Here is a 21,361-nt window from a genome sequence, read left to right on the forward strand (position 1 = left end):
ATGGTGTGGTGGTTATTAAAATTGTGATTTTGGGTTTTGTGTTATTGTTGATGAGGTTAAATTCAACAACAACACCCTGCAGTTAGGAGCTGCATTTTTAACATGGAGTGATTGGCAATTGCATTAAAATGATACATTGTCTATAGAATTAGTCGACAAAAATATAAATTAAAAGCTTGCTGTCAAGGCAATTATTCAATTTTTTTGAGTTTTTGATGATTTTGGCATCATTTCACTATAAAATCCATCACTTTAGTGGATATTTTAAAATAAACAAGGCCTAATTACGCTCAAATTTGTAATATTGAAGCCTCAACCTCTGTACTCAGCTAATGGCTTTCAATTATCAACGCATCGTTATCAAAATCGGCTCAAATGTTATTACCCAGGAAAACGGTCTCCCCGACCAGTCACGAATAAAACATTTGGTTGAACAGATAGCCGCGATAAAAAAGCAGGGCATTGAAGTTATCCTGGTATCCTCTGGCGCCGTAGCATCAGGCCGTAGTTTAATTACTGTATCTGAAAAATCAGATGCGGTAGCTGCCCGCCAGGTACTTGCTTCTATAGGACAGGTAAAACTTATCAATACCTACTCGCATTTATTTGAGCAGTTTCAGATCCTGTGTTCGCAGGTTTTGGTTACCCGCGAAGATTTCAGGGACAGGATGCACTACCTCAATATGAAAAACTGCCTTGAGGCCTTGTTGCAATATGAGGTGATCCCGGTTGTGAACGAAAATGACGTGGTATCGGTAACCGAACTGATGTTTACCGACAATGACGAGTTGGCAGGCCTTATAGCTTCTATGCTAAACGCCAACGCCCTGATCATCCTGACTAATGTCGACGGCATTTATAACGGCGACCCAAAAGCAGCCGGTTCAGCAGTGATAGATGAGGTAAGCGGTAATGAGCTTGATTTTTCAAGTTTTGTATCGTCAGGGCGTTCGCAATTTGGTCGTGGTGGAATGATCACCAAATCTACTATGGCACAAAAAACAGCCCAGTTAGGGATTTCGGTTCATATTGCCAATGGTAAACGGGACAGTATATTAACCGATGTGTTGGAAAATCAGGTTACACATACCCGTTTCATTCCTAATAAAACAGCATCGGGTAAAAAGAAATGGATTGCCCATTCCGAAAAATCGGCAACAGGCAGCGTCTTGATCAATGCTGGAGCCAAAGCTGCCCTCATCTCGAATAAGGCAACCAGTTTATTGCCTGTTGGTATTGTTGGTGTTATAACCGACTTTAAAAAAGGTGATATTATTAAACTGATTGATGATACCGATAAACTGATTGGTTTAGGTATTGCGGAATACGGTGCCGACAAGGCCCGTGAACGCATCGGCCAAAAAAACCAGAAAGCGTTGGTACATTACGATTATCTTTACTTACAAGGCTAAATAACATGAACTATAATAGCTATTTTGATAAAGCACGTGAAGCAAGCCGCAAAGCAACCCTTGCCCCTGCCCTAATCAACAAGGTTTTGGAAGATGTAGCTGCAGAAGCAATTGCCCAAACCGAATATATCCTGGCCGAAAACCAAAAAGACCTTGACCATATGGATCCGGCTGATCCGAAATATGACCGCCTTAAACTAACTGCGGATCGCATTAAGGGTATTGCCGGCGATATGCTAAGTGTGGCCAAATTAGATAGCCCGCTTGGTAAACAGCTTTCGGCTACAGAAATGCCCAATGGTTTATCCATATCAAAAATACGTGTGCCACTTGGTGTTGTAGGTGTTGTATATGAAGCCCGGCCAAACGTAACATTTGATGTTTTCGCGCTTTGCTTTAAAACAGGTAACATCAGTGTACTAAAAGGTGGCAGCGATGCCGATTTCTCTAACAAAGCCATCATTTCGGTTATCCATGAAGTTCTGGAGAAACATGGTGTCGATATAAATGTCGCCACTTTACTTCCGGCCGAACGGGAGGCTACAACGGCCCTGTTAAATGCTATTGGTTATATTGATGTACTTATCCCAAGGGGAAGCCAGTCACTGATTGATTTTGTACGCGATAATAGCAAGGTTCCTGTCATTGAAACTGGTGCCGGTATAGTGCATACCTATTTTGATGAATCAGGCGATTTGGAAAAAGGCGCTGAGATTATTGCCAACGCTAAAACTCGTCGTGTAAGCGTTTGTAATGCTTTGGATTGTTTGATCATCCACTCGGCCAGGTTAAGTGACCTGCCGCGGTTATCACATATCTTAAAAGAAAAAGAGGTAGAACTCTTTGCTGATGAGCGTGCTTTTGATGCGCTTAAAAATGACTACCCCGCCTACCTGTTGCATAAAGCCAGCCCGGAACACTTTGGTACAGAATTTCTTTCGATGAAAATGGCTATCAAAACGGTAGATTCATTTACCGAAGCGCTGGAATATATAGCCATAAACAGTTCCAAACACAGCGAAGCCATTATTTCCGAAAGTGCTGAAAATATCGCTCAATTTTTAAATGATGTTGATGCCGCCGCCGTGTACGCAAACGTATCCACTGCCTTTACCGATGGCGCTCAATTCGGACTTGGTGCCGAAATTGGTATCAGTACCCAGAAACTTCACGCTCGCGGCCCTATGGGGCTCGAAGAACTCACCAGTTACAAATGGCTGGTTAAAGGAAACGGTCAAACCCGTATCCCGTAACCACTACCTCAAAAAATCTTAAACATAAAAAAGGTGCTTACTACGTGTAGTAAGCACCTTAAAAGTGTTATTCCCTATTGTTTTGCGTTTACTTTATTAAGTAGTTGGCTGCGGCAATAAAGCAGATAATCACTAAAATCACGCCCTGTAATTTTTGTTCTAAAGTCAATTGAGTTAACATATTTTTATTAATTAGGATATAGCAAATTTATAATGTAATAGGTCTGTTACAATAGGCGGTATCATTTTTACATTATTTTTAATAAATAATACCGCCCGTTCTTATAATAGTTAACCCGACATTTATTATTTAAAATTTTAGCAACAAAAACGCCTGAATGTTGAATTCGGTGTACCATTTACACCCCGTTTCAATGTAACATTTTTAGCATAAATGGCGGTTTGAATGCAAAGTTTAATTGGTTTTTATTTGTTGGGATTTTACGAATGCATCCGCGCGCTGGTTACACTAAGCCACTGAGATTCATACTCCTTATATGTTTAATTACAACTGTATTAAGCCAATGTTAAGCTTATAGCGGTTGAAACATTTAACTTATATTAAGGAAATAATAAACGTCATATAGCTTTCTTAGCAAAATGTTTTGTGTTACTGGATTTGATCGTTCACGACTTTTACTTCATATAAAACTTATAAAGCATTGAAAACAAGTAGCACTTAATTATTGGTTAATTCAGCACGAGCCTAATTGTCATACATTTTACCCTATACTGACTAAGGATATATTAACATAAAAATCAAATAGGTATCTTTGCAAAATTATGAGTAAGCACGGTAGGATATTAGTGGCAATGAGCGGCGGAGTTGATAGTTCGGTAGCAGCAGTGATGTTGCATGAGCAGGGCTATGAGGTAATTGGTTTAACCATGAAAACCTGGGACTACGCCTCATCGGGCGGTAGTTCAAAAGAAACCGGCTGCTGCAGTCTGGATAGTATTAATGATGCGCGCGCCCTTGCTGTTGGCTATGGCTTTCCGCATTATATATTAGATATCCGTAACGAGTTTGGCGATTTTGTAATCGATAACTTTGTTGACGAGTATTTGGCGGGCCGCACCCCTAACCCATGTGTTTTATGTAACACCCACATTAAATGGGAAGCGCTATTAAAACGTGCCGATAAGCTCGATTGTGAGTTTATAGCCACAGGGCACTATGCAAACATCCGTTTGCAGGATAACGGCCGTTACGTAATTTCAAAAGGCAAAGACACTAATAAAGATCAGTCATACGTATTGTGGGGAGTATCGCAGAAAAATCTTGCACGTACTAAATTCCCTTTGGGCAGTTTTTCAAAGCCTGAGATCAGGCAGATGGCGCTTGATATGGGACAGATTGAACTTGCCGGTAAAAGCGAGAGCTATGAGATCTGTTTTGTTCCCGATAACGATTATCGTTCATTCCTTCGCCATAAAGTTGAAGATTTGGATGAAAGGGTTGGCCCGGGCAATTTTGTGCTTTCAAATGGCGCCGTTGTCGGTAAACACCAGGGCTATCCTTTTTATACCATCGGCCAGCGGAAAGGCTTGGGTGTGGCTTTAGGTCATCCAATGTTTGTGATGCGCATCGACCCTGAAACCAATACTGTTGTTTTAGGTACAGCCGATGAATTGGAACGCAAACAGGCATGGGTAAGGAACCTCAACCTCATTAAATACGAAACCATAAGTGAGCCGCTTGAAGCTATCACTAAAATACGCTATAAAGATACCGGCACCCAAAGTACCATTCTTCAAATGAACGAGCATATGAAGGTTGATTTCCATCATAATGTATCAGGCATAGCTCCGGGCCAGTCTGCAGTATTTTATGAAGGTGATGACCTGCTTGGTGGCGGTTTCCTGATGTAAACATCCTTTTTTTCCTTCATATTTTAAGTTGAAAATATGAATTGAACAATTGCTTGTTATCAATTTATTAAGATAAAAGCAATTGTTTTATCATAATGCTATTTTCAATGGCATTTTAACATTATTTCTTCAACTCAAAGCCCAATAAGCGTTCATTTTTTGCACCTTTTACTAAAAACTAATTGGTGTTTCGCTTACTTTATGTTTTATTTGCAAAAACTAAAACTGATTAAATGGCCAAAAACTTACTGATAGTTGAATCACCTGCAAAAGCTAAGACCATTGAGGGTTACCTTGGCAAGGACTTTACAGTAAAGTCCAGCTACGGGCATATCCGTGATCTGGTTAAGTCGGAAGATGCAATTGACATTGCTAATAACTTTAAACAAAAATACGAGGTACCTGCGGATAAAAAGCAGGTAGTCACCGAATTAAAGAAGTTAGCTAAGGAAGCCGAAATGGTTTGGCTTGCATCGGACGAGGACCGCGAGGGTGAGGCCATTTCCTGGCACTTGTTTGAAACGCTGGATTTGAAAGATACGCATACCAAGCGTATTGTTTTTCATGAGATCACCAAACCGGCTATTTTAAAAGCGATTGATACACCGCGTAAAATTGACTATAACCTGGTTAATGCCCAGCAGGCACGCCGTGTTTTAGACAGGCTGGTGGGTTTTGAACTCTCCCCTGTTCTGTGGAAAAAGGTAAAACCTTCACTTTCTGCAGGCCGTGTACAATCAGTTGCGGTAAGGCTTATTGTTGATCGTGAACGCGAAATTAATAGATTTAAGTCAGAAGCAGCATTTAAAGTAGTAGCGATATTTGGCAAAGGCAAAGAGGCTTTCAAAGCCGAACTGCCTGAGCGTTTTGCAAAACAGGAAGAAGCTGAAAAGTTTTTACAGGATTGCATTGCTGCTGATTTTGACGTAAAATCATTAGATACACGCCCAACAAAGCGTTCTCCAGCCGCACCGTTTACAACATCAACACTGCAACAGGAAGCCAGCCGTAAGCTTGGTTACTCGGTTGCGCGAACCATGCAGGTTGCTCAAAAGCTTTACGAATCGGGATATATCACCTATATGCGTACCGACTCGGTAAACTTGTCGGAACTTGCTTTGAACTCCGCCGCGAGCGAAATCGTATCTGCTTACGGTGAAAAATACCATCAGCAAAGAAGGTATAAAACAAAAAATGCCAGTGCACAGGAAGCTCACGAAGCTATCAGGCCAACATATTTCAATAACCATACTATTGATGGCGAATCTTCAGAAAAGCGTTTATATGAACTGATCTGGAAGCGCGCCATCGCATCGCAAATGAGCGAAGCACAGTTTGAGAAAACTACTGCAAAAATCAGTATATCAACCCGCAGTGAAGATTTGGTAGCTAACGGCGAAGTAATGAAATTCGACGGGTTCCTGAAGGTGTACCTTGAATCAAATGATGATGAGGATGATACACAACAGGATGGCGACAATACAATGCTGCCACCTTTAACCAAAGGCCAACGATTGGCTTTGCAGGAAATGTCGGCAACAGAGCGTTTCTCGCGCCCGGCTGCCCGCTATACAGAGGCCAGCCTGGTAAAAAAACTGGAAGAGTTGGGTATCGGCCGTCCGTCAACCTACGCCCCTACTATTTCAACCATTCAAAACCGTGGTTATGTAGTTAAGGAAGAGCGCGAAGGCAAGCAACGTAACTTCAGGGTATTAACATTGAAAGCAGGCAACGTCATTAAGGAAGAAAAAACAGAAAATACCGGTGCAGAACGTGGTAAGCTATTCCCTACTGATATTGGTGCTGTTGTAAACGATTTCCTGGTGCAATATTTTAAAGATATCGTTGATTTCAACTTTACAGCCAGTGTTGAAAAGCAATTTGACGAGATAGCTCAGGGGCTCAAAGAGTGGACAGACATGCTCCACGATTTTTATAACCCCTTCCACAAAGAAGTGGAAAGCACTATTGAAAAGGCTGATAAAGCTACCGGTGAGCGTGAATTAGGCAATCATCCGGAAAACGGCAAAAAAGTTTCGGTACGTATTGGTCGTTTCGGGCCTTTTGTTCAGATTGGCGAAACAGCTACTGACGATACCGAAGAGAAACCACTTTATGCAAGTCTTCGCAGTGGCCAAAGCATCGAAACCATCAGCCTTGAGGAAGCACTTGAGTTGTTCAAACTGCCAAAAGTTGTAGGTGAATATGAAGGCAAGGTGATGAAAGTGGCTATTGGTCGTTTCGGGCCTTATATTAGCCATAACAGCGCGTTTGTATCCTTACCTAAAGAAATCGATCCGCATGATGTTACTGAAGAGCAAGCAATTGAACTCATCAACCTAAAGCGTAAAAAGGATGCCGAAAAGCTGATCAAGGCTTTTGATGAAGATCCGGATGTAAAAGTATTGAACGGTCGCTGGGGGCCTTACATTGAATTTGGCAAGCTGAATGTTAAGATCCCTAAAGATAAAGACCCTTTGACCCTTACCTACGAAGAATGCAAGGCCCTCGCCGATGCCACACCGAAGGATGCTAAAAAGGGACGCTTTGGTAAAGCTGCTGCGGCTGCCAAGCCAACCGCAACAAAAGCCCCTGCCAAGAAAAAAGCGGCAACAAAAAAGAAATAGTGAATGGTTGATTGGGTTGATCAGGTGAATGGTTTAGCAAGTATGCTTAGAACCTCTCACCTGATCAACCCAATTAACTTAATCGACCAAAATATGAAAAAAGACCTGCCCGAAAATAATGTAAAGGATATTGCTATCGCGGTAGCATTAGAGAGTGAGAGTGTGGAAAGTAAGGTATGGTATGTATATCTCATTAACCTTAAAAATGAGCCGATTGAAAATGTACTTATTACCTCAAGAGGTTATGGTGAAAAAGACGGCGAGCAGGTAAAAACCTCCACCCTGCGGCACATGATCCCTGTTGTTGACAGCCAGGCATATAAACTTATTGAACCTATTGATGAGCAAACATTTGGCCTCAATAACGAGTACTGGCTGAGCTATTATATCGGCAAAGACATTTTTGACAAGAAGTTTATTTTCCTTCCGGAAAGCATTGTAGAGATGAATTTTATCAAGATCCCGGTTTTAAATAAGCCCGGAGTTATGATAAAATAATTTTTGCTTTAAATTATTTATTGTCATAAATTTTATAATTTACCTGATAATAAATAAACCTATTTCATGGAAAACGGATATAGTCAATTCCGCAGACGCCGAACCTTAATCACTGTTATCACCACTGTTAGCCTTGTTTTACTCATCGTATACCTGGTAGCCATTGGCCATAAAAAAACAGTTGTCGACCCTGCTTTCAGCAAGTATATCGAGTCGTACACCACCGGTGTTGTTTCCAAACAAAGCCCAATCCGTATCCGGTTAGCCAGCGACGTGCAGGTAACCCATCAGCAAAATGAGGAAATAACCGACGATCTGTTTAATTTCTCTCCATCCATAAAAGGAAAAGCCATCTGGATAGATGCGCGTACTATCGAGTTTAGGCCCGACGAAAAACTCGATCCGGGTAAAAACTATACGGCCGATTTTAAGTTGAGCAAGCTAATTGACGTACCAGGTAGCTTTGAACACTTTAAATTTAGCTTCCAGGTCATTCAGCCCGATTTTACGGTATCATTCATCGGTATGCAAACGGCCAGCAGTACCTCAAACACCGAAATGAAACTGACCGGTGATATCCAGACAGCCGATGCTGAAGATCCATCTGCCGTTGATAAACTCCTGGTACCTAATTATGATTCGCCGGTTAAAATAAACTGGGAGCATGATGCGGCTCATAAAAACCATCATTTTACCATAACCGGCTTAACCCGTGTTGCAGGAAAAGGTAGTCCGCTTGTTATTAACTGGGATGGCAGCAGCATTGGCATAGATAAAAAGGGCAGCCAGAATTTCGAGGTTCCCGCTATCGGCGACTTCAAAGTATTGAACATTCGCGCGGTACAGGACAATGACCAATATGTTGAAGTCCAATTTTCGGACAATATTTTGGTAGGGCAGGAACTTAACGGGCTCATCAGTATTAACAATATAACCGATCCCGCATACAGCATTGATGGCAGCCTCGTAAAAGTTTACGCTCCTGACCGCCTGCAGGGCGATTACACGGTGACAGTAAACGAGGGTATCAAAAACACGCTTTTAAAAAGGATCACTAAAGGCTATACCGCTAACCTGTTTTTTGAAAACCGCTTACCCGCCGTTAGCATACCGGGCAAAGGTGTCATCCTGCCCGACTCGGGCCGCATCATGATGCCTTTTGAAGCAGTGAACCTGAACGCTGTAGACGTTACGATCATCAAGATTTACGAAAACAACGTTCCCCAATACTTCCAAAGTAACGGCTTCGACGGTAGTGCCGAGCTAAGACAGGTTGGTAAACCAATAATCCAAAAAACAATCCGTTTGGATACTGATAAAGGCCTTAACCTGAACAAGAAGAACCGCTTCATGCTCGATCTTGATCAGATGATCCGCACCGAGCCGGGCGCTATATACCGCGTGGTGATCGGTTTCAGGCGATCATACTCCTTGTTCAATTGCAAGATCCATAGTGGCAAAGTTCAAAAAGATAATGGTGACGATAGCGAAGATGAAGGTTATTATGGCGGCGAATACAGCGACAATACATCAAAAGTAAATGACGAGGACGATGATTTCTGGAAGCGATATGACAATTACTATCCCGAAGGCTATAACTGGCAGGAACGCGATGATGCCTGTACAGATTCCTATTACAGCAAACAGCGCTGGGCTACCCGCAACGTCATAGCATCAAATATTGGCCTTATAGCCAAACGGGGCAATGACAACAGCATGCTGATAGCCGTTACCAATATCTTAACGGCGGAGCCAATGAATAATGTAGATCTGGAATTGCTTGATTATCAAAAACAGGTGATTTACAAAGGTACTACTGACGGCGACGGTCTGGTTAAGTTCGACCTGAAGCGTAAGCCTTATTTATTGGTGGCTAAGAAAGGTTCACAACGTGGTTATTTAAAGCTTGACGACGGCAGCTCACTCCCCTTGTCACGGTTTAATGTTGGTGGCGAAGAAGTACAGAACGGCCTTAAAGGATTTATTTACGGCGAGCGAGGTGTTTGGCGTCCGGGCGATTCCATTTATACATCTTTTATCCTGGAAGATAAATTAAAAACGCTACCGGCCGATCATCCGGTTGAATTTGAGCTTTATGACCCAAGTGATAAACTTTACAGGCGTATTACCCAAACCAAAAGTTTAGATGGTTTTTACAGTTTTCATACCGCAACCGAAACCTCTTCCCCTACCGGTAACTGGACAGCCAAGGTTAAAGTGGGCGGCGCTGTATTTGAGAAAAAGATAAAGGTTGAAACGATAATGCCGAACAGGCTTAAGCTTAACCTTTCCTTCGGCGGCGCTTCGGAATTAACCAAAGGCAATAATGCCAATGGCAAGTTGAGTGCGCAGTGGCTTTTTGGCGGTGCGGCACAAAATTTAAAGGCTAAGGTAGATGCTTACTTATCGGCACAAAATACAAGCTTCAAAAAATATAAAGATTATGTTTTTGATGACCCTACACTTGCCTTTAATACACAGGTACAAACCGTTTTTGATGGCAAGTTAAGCGAAACAGGCACAGCCGATGTTGATGCCAACGTAAACGTAGAGAAACAGGCCCCGGGGCAATTGCGCGCAAACTTCCTGGTTAAGGTGTTTGAGCCTGGCGGTAATTTCAGCATAAACCAGGTAAGCATGCCTTACAATGTTTATCAAGGCTATGTTGGTGTTAAAACGCCTTCGGGAAGCAATCTGTCGGGTATGCTGGTTACTGATAAAGACCACATGGTAGATATTGCCGATGTGGATGTAAACGGCAACGCCCTTCCGGGAACCCGCGACGTACAGGTTGAATTGTATAAAGTGCAATGGCGCTGGTGGTGGGATCAAACCGGCAATGAAATGAGCAACTTTACCCAGGATAAGTATAATAAGCTCATCAAAACCGAAAGTGTGCGGTTAACCAATGGCTCGGGCCAATGGAAGCTACGCATCAACAAAGCCGATTGGGGCCGGTACCTCATCAAAGTAAAAGATGAACAAACCGGGCATTCAACAGGCAAAATTATTTACGTTGACTGGCCAAACTGGTCGGAAAGGTTGCAATCCACCAATCCTACAGAAGCCGCAATGTTATCTTTCACTTCAGATAAACAAACGTATAAGGTTGGAGAAGAAGCTACACTGACTATTCCAACAGGTGAGGCCGGCCGCGCGCTGATCAGTTTTGAGAACGGCAGCAAGGTTTTAAAAACCACCTGGATAGATACAAAAAAAGGGCAGACCCGTTATTCATTCAAAGTTGACGAAACCATGGCGCCAAACGTTTTTGTAAACGTTACACTGCTGCAAAAACACTCGCAAACGGTTAATGACCTGCCCATCCGGATGTATGGCGCTATTCCGTTACAGGTAGAAAATCCGGAAACCATACTGAAACCAATTATCAGTATGCCAGACAAGATCAGACCGGAAACACAATCAGCCATTACCGTTTCAGAAGCATCGGGCAAGGAAATGACCTACACCATCGCTATTGTAGACGAAGGCTTACTGGATATCACCAATTATAAAATTTCAGATCCGCATGACACTTTTTATGCCCACGAAGCTTTGGGCGTAAAAACCTGGGACTTGTTTGATTATGTGATAGGCGCGTTTGGCGGCGGTTTGGAGCGGATCTTGAGCATCGGTGGTGACGGAAACCTGGGTAACAACAAAAATGTGTCTGTAAACCGCTTTAAGCCTGTTGTGAAATTTCTTGGCCCTTTCCACCTCAATGCCGGTGAAAAGCAAACACAGCGCTTTACATTGCCTCAGTATGTAGGCTCCGTTAAGGCCATGATAGTAGCAGGTCATAACGGCGCTTATGGTATTGCCGAAAAAGCCGTAGCGGTTAAAAAGCCGTTGATGATCCTGGCTACCTTGCCCCGTGTGCTTGGTCCGTCAGAAAGTATTCAACTGCCGGTTACCGTGTTCGCGATGGAAAACAATATCAAAACCGTAAGCCTGCAGGTACAGAGCAATGCCTTCAGCAATTTGGGTGGCAACAATCAAAAAACGCTGACTTTTGATAAACCCGGCGACCAACTGGTGACCTTTGATTTAAACGTTAAAGATTTCGTTGGCGTTGGCAAAGTAAAGGTAATTGCCAAAAGTGGCTCAGAAACAGCGGTGTATGACGTTGATCTTAACGTCCGGAACCCTAACCCTCCTATTACAAGAATTATACAGAAAGAACTTGCGCCTGGTGAGGCTTGGAATACCGACTATCAACCGGTTGGCATCAACGGAACCAATAAAGCTACACTTGAGGTGGCTTATATCCCGCCATTAAACCTTTCAAAACGTTTGGATTACTTGATAGAATACCCACATGGTTGTGTGGAGCAAACCACGTCATCGGCATTCCCGCAATTGTATCTGAACCAATTGCTTGATCTTTCTCCTAAACAACGCGCCGAAACCGACCGAAATATTAAGGCCACCATTGATAGGATTAACGGCTTCCAGGTGCAAGGCGGTGGCTTAAGCTACTGGCCGGACGGTGGCGAAGCCAACGAATGGGGCACCAATTATGCCGGGCATTTTATGTTAGCTGCTCAGGCCAAAGGATATAGCATGCCTATAGGCTTTATTGACCGCTGGAAGAAATACCAGAGGGAAAAAGCCCTGACCTGGGTGCCCAGGAAGCAGCCGTATTATTATGAAGATGATCTGACGCAAGCTTATCGTTTATATCTGCTTGCCCTTGCCCGCTCGCCGGAAATGGGTGCGATGAACCGGTTACGTGAATTTGCCTTGTTGAGCGATGCCGCTGCATGGCGACTTGCTGCTGCCTATAAACTTGCAGGACAACCTGAAGTTGGTTTAAAGATGATATCGAAACTATCGACCACGATTAAGCCATACAACAGCCTGTTTGGTACTTATGGCTCCGATTTACGCGATGAGGCTATGATATTGGAAACCCTTACCCTACTGGATCAAAAACAAAAAGCCGCCGGACTGGTGCATACCGTAGCCGCCCGCCTATCGCAGGATGATTGGTATAGCACCCAAACTACGGCCTACTCGCTGATAGCGCTGGCACAATTTTACGGACAAAATAAACCAGCCGGTAAGCTCGAATTTAACTACACTAATGGCAGTACTAAAACCACCATAAGTACAACTTCTTATCTGTGGCAAGGTATTTTAACAGCTAATGGCGGTAAAGTTTACCTTAAAAATAATAGCAATAACAAGCTGTACATCAGGTTAATACAAAGAGGACAACCATCATCAGGACAGGATAGCCAATCAATTATCAATCCCGATATTTTACAGATGCGCGTTGGCTATTTCTCGCTTAAAGGAAAACCGATAGATCCATCATCCTTAAAACAGGGAACAGATTTTGTAGCCCAGGTAAATATCAAAAATCCGGGCAAACGCGGCAGATACGATAATCTGGCGCTTACCCAGATCTTCCCTTCGGGTTGGGAAATATTAAACACCCGCCTGCTTGGAGATGAAGCTTTTAAATCGTCCCCTTCCGATTATCGTGATATCCGCGATGACAGGGTAAATACTTATTTCAGCTTATATGAAGGCCAGGAATCAACCTATTATGTGATGCTGAATGCGGCTTATACCGGCAAATACTATCTACCGGCAGTTTATTGCGAGGCGATGTATAACAACCAGATCAGCAGTTTATTAAAAGGTCAATGGGTTGAGGTTGTAAAGTAGTCCCAAAAAAAAGCCTTACGAAGTTTTGGAAACTTCGTAAGGCTTTAGGAATTTACTGCAGGATAATGACAAACTCTTAGTCAATCACAAAATTAGGGTCAAAATATTGTTTGACAAAAACTGTGTCTTTTAATTGTGGGATCCCATCGGCCTGTAAAAAGATTTTTGCTTCTACCAACCATTTTGTTTGATCAGCCCGGTTATTTGGAGTGGTATTGATACCTTTAACGTAGCCATCTACAGGTTTAAACGGCGCTTCATACATAAGGCATGCCGGACATGACCGATTAAACTGGATCTTGCCGCCAATTATATCAGTTTTAGTTAGTGAAAAGCTTTTGCCCTGCATAGGCGCTTTGATGTATAAAGTAGTCGTAATACCTGATGTACGCTGGCTACTCCAAAATACGCGGAATACCCCTGGTTTAAGGGTGGTGTACCCTTCAAAATCAGCTTGTTCGGTAAATAAAAAACTACAGTTAGATCCTTCGCCACAGGTCGTTAAGTTTTTACCATCTATGGCAGGCTGATTTTTTTCGCTCTTTTGTTTACTACAGGAATGAAACAACGAGGTACTACTAAGCAGTAATAATGGCAGGATAAGTTTTGATTTCATGCTTAAGGTTAATTTGTATAAACCCTTACGTTTATCCTAAGCGTTATGCTACAAAAAAGCGCGTTAAGTTTACGTTAACAAACTGTCTGTCAGCCGGCCGCAAACAAATAATTCATTTTAGCCAACGCGCTTTCAAGTACAATACCACTAAAACCACTTTCTTCAATAAGGTTCACTATTCTGAAACTATAATACTCTTTACTAAGTGTATCTATATCTGTTTTGAGGGCTCGCGACAATAAAGGCAGTTTTTCAGCTCCGGGGCTTTTCTTCCCGCATTCAATACGGCTAAGTTCCGAGCGGTCGATACCAACAAGTCGCCCCAACTCTTCCTGCGACATCTTGAGCGAGCGTCTGTATCTTTTTATTAACTCACCAAAACTTGCAGTATAAGTCGCGTTTGTAACTGGCTCTTCTTTTTCCTGCATGGTTTCGGGTAATTCCGCGATCACAGGCAAATCGATAACCGTATTCAAATTACCAAAAAGGGATACAAACTTGCCTACAACGCGGTTAAACAAAGCAATGTCAACACTGTAGATGGTATTGAGCTTAGATCCGTTGGTTTTCACGAGCCCGAGCGCCTTAAGCTCAGTTATATGTTTCAGGATATTCTCCATCTCAAATGGCACATTGCAAATGTCCTTTTTACTTATCGCGTTATTATTTTCAATAATTTTTCGGACAATGTAAACCCGCACAGGCAAAGCCAGTAAACGGGCAAACCAGGCAAGTTCGCTATCGGTTTCAGTATATTTTGGAGACGGCATTGTATGTTTCGGGGCAGAAATAGCAGGATGTAACAATAACAAAAAAAGGCTCCCCAATTACCGGGGAACCTTTTTTTGAGGGTGTACCAAATTATTTTTTCACAGCACCTGCTGTAGTATATGGCATTGTTTGAGGGTCAAAGTTAGCCCAGCCAGCAGTCCAGTCGGTTGAACCGAAAGCACCTTTATAATCAACTTTATCAAAGAATGTATCAGTTACTTTTGCATCAGTAAATGCAGCACCTGAAGCGGCAATTGAACCCGCTTTAACGGTAAAGTCAGGCGTGCCCGCGTTTGCAAAATCAGATGAGAATTTGAACGGTGAATTGATAACCGCATCTGCATAAATAGCAGCATTAAATACGTTCTCGGCCCTAAGTTTGGTTTCAAATAAAGTTTTGTTTTCACCTTTAACTTCGTTACCTTTTTTGTTGCTGCCTAAAACCAGGTTGTTTTTAAATACTAAACGGCCTGCGGTGTAGTTAGTTGAAGTTGAGTTAGGAGTAGTAACTTTTGAATCGTCGATATAGATACCTTCCGCATAACCAGAAAAAATTGAGTTGAAGCAGCTTATAGCAGAGTTACGACGGATTTGTGCACCATGCTGATAGTTTGCGTTAACGTTGGTTTCATCAGACTTAGTGTATGGGCCTAACATAGTCATGTTAGAGAATACCGCAGAAGTTTGTGGTGTTTTATCAGAACCTGAACCATCGTTGTCGCTTTCAAAACCGTTTGAACCAGAGATATCTGCAATAGTTTTAAAACGCTGGCTTAAACCAAACTGAATTTTACCGGCAAAACCAAAATCGGTATCAAAATCGTCATCTAAGCTACCCATGGCTATAAGGTGTTTACAATTTACCGTACCACCAAACCATTCAAAAGCGTCATCACCAGAACGGTAAACCTGAACATAGTCGATAGTTGTACCTTTACCTACACCACCAAAAGTGATACCGTTAATTTCGTTATCTGGTGAAAAAGGAATACCAGCGTACTCAACACGTACATATTTAAGCGTACCAGAGTTGTCATTTACATCGGTACCACCATATTGGATATATTTAGCAGCATTACCTTTAGCATCTAAACCACCTTCAATACCTACGTTGTCACCTTGGTTAACCGGAGCTTTACCCAAAAGGATTAAACCGCCCCAGTCGCCGTTTGAACGGGCACCGGCTTCAAATGCAGAAGTAAATACAATTGGTTTATCAACAGTACCAACAGCCATGATTTTAGAACCGCGGGTGATGGTCAAAGTACCTTTGCTTGCTTTATCACCTTTTATCAGGGTACCAGGTTCGATAGTCAAAGTAGCGCCGTCAGTTACATAAACGAAGCCCTTAATTAAATAAATTTTGTCAGCTTTCCAGGTAGTGTTGGCTGCGATGTCGCCGGTTACAGTAACAACATTGTTGTCTGAACCGCCACCGGTTGGTGGGTTTGGATCGATCACAGCATCTTTCTTACCGCAAGCCGCGATAAAAAGGCCGACAACAAGTGTTAAAAATAATCCCTGTTTTTTCATAATTTTTGCTTTTTTGGAATCAGTTGTTTTTATTATGTTCTTTTCTTAAAATGTGTAGTTAAATGACAGGGCATAGTTTGCACCTGGCAGGTAGCTTTTGAAGGTATAGCCTGTTCCGGATGGAATGTATGGCTTGCCATCAAGCTCGTATATAAAATTGTATTTCTGGTTTAACACATCACTTGCACTGAATTTAATCTCCCCTTTGCTTTTCAGTACTTTATAGCCGATCTGGAAATCGAGCACATTACGTGGTTGCTCGTAAACACTCGAAAACCTTTCGCCACCGGCATAAAAAATACGTTTGCCAAGCCTGTTGTACAGTACATTGATAGATAGCTTATTATCAAGTTCGTTGTGTTGTAAGCCCGCGTTGATAACATAAGGTGATTGGCCTACCAGCGGACGGCTTTTTTCAAGACGTACAATACCGTCATTCGGGTTGGTCACTTTTGAGCGGTTAAGCGAGAAGTTGGCGTAAGCTGTTGTGTTTTTAAAGAAGTTGCCACCGTTAATGAAATCAAGTGTTTTCCGCGCCTCTAATTCAAAACCATATACATAAGCCGATTTTGAGTTAAAATAGCTGATGGTAGTTGACGAGTTAGAGTCTTCTATTTTAGGCTCAATAGCATTTTGGAATTTTTTGTAGAAAGCAGATATCGAAAAGATCTGACCGGCCGCAGGATAAAACTCATATCGTAAATCGGCATTATCAATCAACGTGCGTTTTAGATTTGGTTCACCCTGTAAAGTAGCCAGCAATTCGTAATCATAAAATGCAAACGGCGCCAATTCCCTGAATTCGGGTCTGGCCAGCGTACGGTAGTACGATGCCCTGAAATTAGCCCTCTGCGTTAAAGCATATGTAAAGTTTATCGAAGGAAGGAAATCCGTGTTATTTAATTGTGCACGCGGCTGCTGCATATCTGTTTCTTCGGTATGCAGTTTAAGATCAAATTTCTCGACCCTTAAACCATAAACAACGCGTATCTTTTCGCTGAATTTGCTATCGAGCATGGCGTAACCGGCGTTAGTCCAGCTGTTCGCATCATACCTGTCGGTAGGGTTTGAAATTTCGTCAAGCGAGTACAAACCGTTATTGATCAGGTTAGGGCCAAATATGGTTTGAATTGGTCGCTGAAGGATAGTGTTAATATCGTATTGAGTATTACTTGTATTGATAACCAAGCCAAGGAAACGCGCGTTAAAATCGCGCTTACGATATTGCGAGTAAACACCCAGCTTCAATGTACTTTGTTTAAACAGATCAACAGGAACCGAATAATCTACCTTACCTGAGTAAATGTTTTCGTTCAGATGAGAAAATACACGGGCATTTTGTTTAGCCAAACCGGTAACCTGTGCGTAGAATGGCTCGCCTGCAGCACCTTGCCTGTAATTGGTTTTACGCTGATCCGGCTGATCGTTAATGATATTGCTAAAGCCCAGGTTCCATTTAATTTTTGAGTTTTTCGCGCCCAAGCCATGCTCGCCCTCAAGTGTGCTTTTTAATAATGATTTTTCTAACAAATCATTAGCATAAAAACGCGAGTCATAGCTGCCATCGCTGGTGTTTGAACCTGTACGGTAAGTAAACTGGTCATCAAACGTACGGTTGTAGAGGTTTTTGAACGTGATTTTGTTTTTACCAAAACTGTAAGCAAAGTTGGCCAACGCACCTATATTTGTTGAGAATTTGTATTGGGCACTGTGATAATCATAGTTATCAAACTGTTGTATCAAATCGGGAACAGTAGTTTGCGAGTTACGGTAAGTTAACGATACCGTTGTACCAAACCTGTTTTTGTTGGCGCCAATCTCCTGCACATTACCTACGGTTAGCTGATAGTTTTGAGTAGGTAGAGCATTACTTCTGTAGATACTAAAATCGTTGTTAAGACTGTTGATTGACTGGATGGTTTGGGTTTGGCTGAGCTGGCGGTTAACGATCTGGTTTGTTGTAGGGAAATTGCTAACCAGTTTACGTGTACCATTGTCAAAGCCAAAGTAATCGCTGGCATTGCGGTATCCGTTCTGAAAATCTTTGAATGTGCTCTGAGAATTATAGCCCACGCCGACATTAAGACTTACAAAGTTTTGATCAGGAATATCTTTGGTTTGTATTTGAACGCTACCACCAGCAAAATCACCCTGAAGATCAGGAGTGGCGGTTTTGCTGATCACTATATTCTCAACAAGGTTTGAAGGAACGATATCAAACGAAAATGCCTTACGGTTAGGCTCGGTGCTTGGCAATGGAGCGCCATCAAGTGACGCGCTGTTATACCTGTCGCTCAAGCCCCTTACAATTACAAATTTATTGTCCTGGATTGTAGTACCGCTTACCCTTTTTAACACGTCGCTGGTATTGCGGTCTGGCGCTCGGCGAATAAGCTCAGAAGAAATCCCGTCAGAAATAGAAGCGCTGTTTTTTTGAGTGGCATATAGTGAAGCAACTGAAGCCTGACGATAGGTTGATTTCACTACAACCTCCTTAAGTGCTGTTGTAGCTCCGGAAGCCATCGCAATGTCGAGCGTAGTAACCTGACCGGCTTTAACCTCAACATCCGAAATTGATTTGGTTTGATAGCCTATGTATTTAATAACTAAGGTGTATTTACCCGGTTTTACATCGGTAAGCACGTAACGACCATCTACATTGGCAGCAGCGCCTTTTGTTGTGCCGTCAATACCCACAGTTGCGCCAATAAGCGTTTCACTGGTTTTTTGATCGATGATCTTGCCAATGATCTTGCCATTACCTTGCGCAGATATTTTCAGTGTAAAGAAAAATACGGATAAGATTAGCAGGAGTAAAGATTTTGACTTCATAAATTTTTAATAACGGGTCAAAAGTATCCTCGTTAAATTAAATTTATGTTAACTCAAAATTATCAAATCGAATATCTTAAATATTAAATTAAATCTAAAGTTTTAGATTTTATCCAATATCATGAAGATTAAATGAAGTATTAGAGGTTCAATTATTCATTTTTAAATATGGGTTATATATTTGTAACTCACATTTAAACATGGCTAATCATAAAAAGGCTGAGTTTGCCGCAACAGATCAGGATTTATCAATGGTAGCAAAAGCGCTGTCGCATCCCGCAAGGATTGCTATTATGCGTATTTTAGCCCAGCATAAGCATTTTACCTGCGGCGAAATAGTTGAGATACTTCCATTGGCACAACCTACAGTATCCCACCACTTAAAGGAATTGATGGATGCCCGGTTGATCACCGTTGCTATTGACGGTAAGAAATCATTGTATGATGTTAACTGGCCTACCTGGAACCGGTATACTGCTCAATTTGAGAATATGTTAAGCGCCATTAATAACGCTGAACAAAAGGTTGGATAGGCAACCCTCCTATTCTTATGGGTTATATTCGTACACAATTTTATAAGGTACCTGCTTTAGCGATGCTGATACCTGCCCAATCTTAAGATCATGTAACTGTGGGGTAGGTTCGCAAAATGAGTATGCTTTTCCCTTATAAAGCAAAGGTTTCCCAACTGGTTTATCAAACTGAACTGCCATAGTTATATGAGTTGGGTATAAAACCGCTATCATAGGCAAATTGTATATTTCCTTCACCAAATAAAAGAACAAGCCGGCCCTATCATCGCAATCACTGTATTGAGCAAACAGGGTTTCTTCTGGACTTAGGCGCTTTTCGCGACCAAAATTCATTTCATCGTTTTCATATAAAAAGGCATAACGGGTAAAACGCATCAAGTAGTCAACTCCTTTTTTTGTATCCATTCTGCTCACATTTTGTTTAAGTAAAGGAATCAGCGAGCCATAGGTTTCCTTACTCAATGGAATATTGAAATAGGATTCAAAATCCACAACAGGGTAATTCCTGAAAATAGAATCAACCAGCGGATTGAGCTTAATTTTGAAATAGTATGCCTTATGCTGATAAGTAAACTGCAGATCTTTTTCGATGTAATCTGCCGGAGTAAAATCAGGCATCCGGGTAACCTTGTATGAAAACGGGTTTACAGCCCCTGAAACATCGATATCAACAGGAGTAGCTGGCTGAGTTGTTAGATCAGTACCCGGATAGTCATGAATGTTAAGGCACATGTATTTTTTATTATTAACCGTATACGAAGGAATATCAGATATATCCTCATTATTGTAGACATAAAAAATGATCTTCTTCCCGGCGAGGGCCAACCGCGCATCATAACCCGATTTAACCATCAGGAACCATTTGTATAAGGTATAGTTGTTGTAGTTTTTTTCTTTGGGAGCTATTTGCTGTGCTGTTTTACGCACAAGCTGGTAATAAAGCCAGTCGTTAAGTTGATGCTTTTCCTTGTAGTTTTGCAATGCTGTAAGCAAAGATCTATAACCTCCTGTACTACCAGCATGGTAAAAGTCTTTTATACTCTGTTCTGATAACACGGGACCAGTAGTCACGATTGTCTGTGTATCAACTTCGGCATTAAAGGTTCCGTCATAAAAGGCAAAACAAATCCTTCTGCTACTTTGCGCGCGCAGGTTAACTGTACTCAAAAGCAACAAGCACATGAATAATATTTTAACGCATCTGGTCATCAGTCGAGTACCCGGTTCATAATTTATATACAAGTTACAAATTAACGCCGAATTGGTTAATGTTATTTTAATCATTTAGGAACACAATCATAACATTGCAACCCTATTTTTGATGTTTGAAAAACCGGTTCATGAGGTCAATATCATTAGGAAAAAGAATACTTTGTTTATTTATAGCAATAGGGTACTTCTTTTTTTCGTGCTTATATGTTACACGTTGCCCTAAAGTTGCCGGTCATACTAAAACCGGGCAACACTTTACTGCAGGCAATCAGGTAAAGCAAAATACCCCTGTTATTTCAAGCGCAACTAACAGTAAATCGATCCCTGTTCTGTTTCTATCACGTCCGCGCGTCATCTTTGGTAAAAACTTAGTCGCTTTAAGTAACCAGTTCAGGTTAATACGTGTTTGTGAATTATGTCCTTTCAGGTGCCTGACAAAAATTGACGATCCGAACAGGTTTCGGGCTCACAAAATCTTTTATACAGCTAATATCCTTTCTATTATCCGTACCTGGAAAATTTGAGT

The 21,361-nt window shown here is 41.9% G+C and carries 12 protein-coding genes; 7 read left to right on the plus strand and 5 right to left on the minus strand.

The genetic code is table 11. The features are described from left to right. Positions 1–332: 332 nt before the first annotated feature. The 6 genes from proB to DEO27_RS10890 all read left to right on the plus strand — a co-directional run bounded on the left by proB (position 333) and on the right by DEO27_RS10890 (position 13,338). A complete protein-coding gene (gene proB, locus DEO27_RS10865) occupies positions 333–1,412 on the plus strand; it encodes a glutamate 5-kinase (protein WP_112566511.1) in 1,080 nt (359 codons plus the stop codon). A gap of 5 nt (positions 1,413–1,417) precedes the next feature. Then, a complete protein-coding gene (locus tag DEO27_RS10870) occupies positions 1,418–2,665 on the plus strand; it encodes a glutamate-5-semialdehyde dehydrogenase (RefSeq protein ID WP_112566508.1) in 1,248 nt (415 codons plus the stop codon). A 783-nt stretch (positions 2,666–3,448) separates the two neighbouring features. Continuing rightward, positions 3,449–4,537 (plus strand): tRNA 2-thiouridine(34) synthase MnmA, encoded by a 1,089-nt coding sequence (gene mnmA, locus DEO27_RS10875; protein WP_112566505.1) that lies wholly within the window; start codon positions 3,449–3,451, stop codon positions 4,535–4,537. Between the two features lie 233 nt (positions 4,538–4,770). After that, a complete protein-coding gene (gene topA / locus DEO27_RS10880) occupies positions 4,771–7,164 on the plus strand; it encodes a type I DNA topoisomerase (RefSeq protein ID WP_112566502.1) in 2,394 nt (797 codons plus the stop codon). 93 nt (positions 7,165–7,257) lie between these two features. After that, a complete protein-coding gene (locus DEO27_RS10885) occupies positions 7,258–7,662 on the plus strand; it encodes a hypothetical protein (protein ID WP_112566969.1) in 405 nt (134 codons plus the stop codon). A gap of 66 nt (positions 7,663–7,728) precedes the next feature. Beyond that, positions 7,729–13,338 (plus strand): alpha-2-macroglobulin family protein, encoded by a 5,610-nt coding sequence (locus DEO27_RS10890; protein ID WP_112566499.1) that lies wholly within the window; start codon positions 7,729–7,731, stop codon positions 13,336–13,338. A gap of 76 nt (positions 13,339–13,414) precedes the next feature. On the opposite strand, the gene DEO27_RS10895 is transcribed toward DEO27_RS10890, so the two are convergent. The 4 genes from DEO27_RS10895 to DEO27_RS10910 form a co-directional block, all read right to left on the minus strand. After that, positions 13,415–13,954, minus strand: a complete 540-nt coding sequence (locus DEO27_RS10895) for a hypothetical protein (protein ID WP_112566496.1) — start codon at positions 13,952–13,954, stop codon at positions 13,415–13,417. 89 nt (positions 13,955–14,043) lie between these two features. Beyond that, positions 14,044–14,724, minus strand: a complete 681-nt coding sequence (locus DEO27_RS10900; protein ID WP_112566493.1) for a helix-turn-helix domain-containing protein — start codon at positions 14,722–14,724, stop codon at positions 14,044–14,046. A gap of 91 nt (positions 14,725–14,815) precedes the next feature. Beyond that, complete coding sequence (locus DEO27_RS10905; RefSeq protein ID WP_112566490.1) at positions 14,816–16,258, minus strand: hypothetical protein; 1,443 nt, start codon at positions 16,256–16,258, stop codon at positions 14,816–14,818. 45 nt (positions 16,259–16,303) lie between these two features. Then, complete coding sequence (locus DEO27_RS10910; RefSeq protein ID WP_112566487.1) at positions 16,304–19,090, minus strand: TonB-dependent receptor; 2,787 nt, start codon at positions 19,088–19,090, stop codon at positions 16,304–16,306. Between the two features lie 200 nt (positions 19,091–19,290). On the opposite strand from DEO27_RS10910, the gene DEO27_RS10915 reads away from it, so the two are divergent. Continuing rightward, a complete protein-coding gene (locus DEO27_RS10915) occupies positions 19,291–19,623 on the plus strand; it encodes an ArsR/SmtB family transcription factor (protein ID WP_112566484.1) in 333 nt (110 codons plus the stop codon). 15 nt (positions 19,624–19,638) lie between these two features. Here DEO27_RS10915 and DEO27_RS10920 read toward each other — a convergent pair whose 3' ends face one another. Next, positions 19,639–20,805 carry a hypothetical protein gene (locus DEO27_RS10920; protein WP_112566481.1) on the minus strand — a complete coding sequence of 389 codons (1,167 nt, stop codon included), beginning with the start codon at positions 20,803–20,805 and terminating at the stop codon, positions 19,639–19,641. Positions 20,806–21,361 lie beyond the last annotated feature (556 nt).

Origin of the sequence: Mucilaginibacter rubeus (assembly GCF_003286415.2) — a bacterium.
Classification (GTDB): domain Bacteria; phylum Bacteroidota; class Bacteroidia; order Sphingobacteriales; family Sphingobacteriaceae; genus Mucilaginibacter; species Mucilaginibacter rubeus_A.